This window comes from Bradyrhizobium frederickii (genome assembly GCF_004570865.1).
GTDB classification, from domain to species: domain Bacteria; phylum Pseudomonadota; class Alphaproteobacteria; order Rhizobiales; family Xanthobacteraceae; genus Bradyrhizobium; species Bradyrhizobium frederickii.
This window is the reverse complement of record NZ_SPQS01000098.1, coordinates 1-2,459: the sequence shown is the minus strand read 5'-3', so window position 1 is coordinate 2,459 and position 2,459 is coordinate 1. Positions and strand designations below refer to the sequence as shown.

3 protein-coding genes are annotated in these 2,459 nt (G+C 60.1%); all 3 read right to left on the bottom strand.

The annotated features are described in order from the left end of the window. Positions 1–1,143, bottom strand: a 1,143-nt coding sequence (locus E4K64_RS39580) for an IS5 family transposase (RefSeq protein WP_235884976.1), incomplete at its 3' end; no start/stop codon positions are given. 156 nt (positions 1,144–1,299) lie between these two features. Continuing rightward, positions 1,300–2,160: a GGDEF domain-containing protein gene (locus E4K64_RS39575; protein WP_235884975.1), complete on the bottom strand. Its 861-nt coding sequence runs from the start codon at positions 2,158–2,160 to the stop codon at positions 1,300–1,302. A 65-nt stretch (positions 2,161–2,225) separates the two neighbouring features. Further along, positions 2,226–2,459: integrase core domain-containing protein (locus E4K64_RS39570; RefSeq protein WP_135161597.1), on the bottom strand; the 234-nt coding region annotated here is incomplete at its 5' end.

Sequence of the window (2,459 nt, the reverse complement as noted above, 5' to 3'; positions counted from 1 at the left end):
ATGGCCAAATTTCTCGAGCTTGCGACCCAGATGATGTGCGCCTGCACACGCCTCCATTCCGATCAGACAACGCGGAACATTGGCCAGCGACTGGTCAAGCTGATTTCTCGACCGCTTCTTGCGTAGCGTGATTGCGCCTGTGGTATCGAGACCGACGACATGGAATGTGTTCTTCCCGAGATCGATACCGATCGTGACAATGTTCGTATTCGACATGGCTTGCGCTCCTGCTGTTGCCCCGCCGGACTCCACGTTGCCGCTGGGAGCGGGCGTGGTCCATGCCATTAACTCGTAAGGCGCGGCTGCCTTGCCCTTGCCGATGCACTCCACCTCCGGGGCGTGGAAGGAGTAAAGCTTCCAGCCGCGCTGGCGTTGCTGCTGCGAGCGGATCTGCGAAGCCCGGCTGAGCGGGAGGGCGAACGCGTTCTCGAGCACGGTCTGCCCTCCGATCTTGCGGCGGATATCGCGGATGATCCGGCCCAGCCGGCTGCGCAGGATGCGCAACTGCCGCTGATGCCGCTTGAATTGCTTGGCATGGGCGTAGCGCCCCGCCATCATTGCTGCGGTCTTGGCGATGCGAAGATAGGACTGCCGAAGCCTGACCCCGTGCTTCCTCGTCAGGCGGTTGAGCCCCTTGATGGCCGCGTGCAGCAGCTTGGCATCGGTCGGGAAGGTGATGGCCTTCGGCTGCACGGTGGTATCGACCGTGACCCGCTTGAGGTCCTGGCTGCGCAACGCGCCAGCTTCGTGCGCTACCCTCAGGCTCTCGGCCAGCAACAGCTCCAGCTTGTCGCCGAGCCGCTTGCGCCAGTGGCTCAGGTCCGAGCGCTCGTGCGGGAAAGCGTGCTGGAAGAACTCTTCGCCGGTGAAGTACTGGAAATACGGGTCGTGGACCCAGCGCTCGCACACCGCCTCATCGGACAGGCCGTAAATGTGCTTGAGCAGGAGCAGCCCGATCACGAAGCGGCTTGCGATGCCCGGCCGACCGTTCTCGCTATAGAGCGGCGCGATCTCGCCGTCGATCCAGCCCCAATCGACCTTGCCTGCGAGCTGAACCAGCTCGTGCTTCATGTTGATGATCTGGTCCAGCCTGGCCCGGAACAGATCGCCTGATCCCGTCGTCCTGTGCTGCTTCGGTCGCATCGCCACCTCCGATGCGGCCACAGAATCATGACTGGCGATTCGACGGAATCTGAAAACGAAATCGCAAGGTTCCGATGCCCGAAGAATCAAAACCCTGCAATCCCGAAACAGCCCACAAAGACAAATGCGATTCTGGCTCAGTCGTTTAGCCGCTCTTCACGGACGACTAAATACGTCGGGCGGAATACGCCCCCACGTCCTGTTCTCCCAACGCGCCAGTGCCTCGAACCCAATAATGCAATTCTCTTTGAGCGAGACTATTGGCTGGTAGTGCGGCTCAATAATGTCGGCCTTGATAGCGCTGCGAAGCTCTCGCTCGATCTGAATGCGCCGGTCGACATGCATATCCATCTCTGGTTCGAAAAAGCGAACATGCGACCTGCCATCGCCTTGCGCGCGATAAAGTGCACGTTCTGCGCGCCTGACCAATCCGTGGAGATTGATGCCGTCAGTCGGAGCGATGGCGATGCCAATCGCAACCCCAAGCTCGGCTGCCCCCGTCTCGGTCGCGAACGTTTCGCTGGCGGACGCCACAATACGGCGCGCCAGATTGGTCGGAGTTTCAAGGGAGCTAATGCCTGGTAGGACAATCCCGAATTCGTCGCCTCCGATCCTTGCTAGGACACCGTCCTTCTGCAAAATTTCGGCGACCCTGTTGGCAAATTCGCACAGCGCTTTGTCCTCCGCTGCGTGGCCATGCTTGTCCTTGATCATCTTGAAGCCATCAAGCCCAAGCAGCAGAACGGCTACCTGGTGCGTGTCGCGGGCCAGGCCAAGGCACGCATCAAGTTTTTCATTAAACAGGCGCCGGTTCGGCAGGCCGGTCAATGGATCCTGTCGCGTTAGGTCGCGCGCTTCTCCTTCCGCAATGGCTCGCGCCTTGGTTTCGTGGGCGAGATCTCGATAGCGGCGCACACTAAAAATTGTCAGCGCAACGCACAGGAAGAACGCGACGATTATGATGAATACGATATCGTCAAGTGCCGAATCCGCATAGCGTTGCCCCAGCTGAAACAAAAGATGAGCTGGCCCCGGTTGTCTGAACAGAATATCCGCGTCGATAAGTGGAGCCTCTGCCGGGGTTAGGCTGCCGTGCGGAGCGGCAGCGGGGTGAAGTAGGCTTGATCCGGTGTGCTGCCGTCAAGGCTCGAATGTGGACGGCGGCAATTGTAGAAGTCCAGATAGCGGCCAATCGAGGCGCGAGCGTCGCTGACGCTGTCGTAGGCCCGCAGATACACCTCCTCGTATTTGACGCTGCGCCACAGCCGCTCAACGAACACGTTGTCCCGCCAGGCGCCCCGGCCGTCCATACTGAT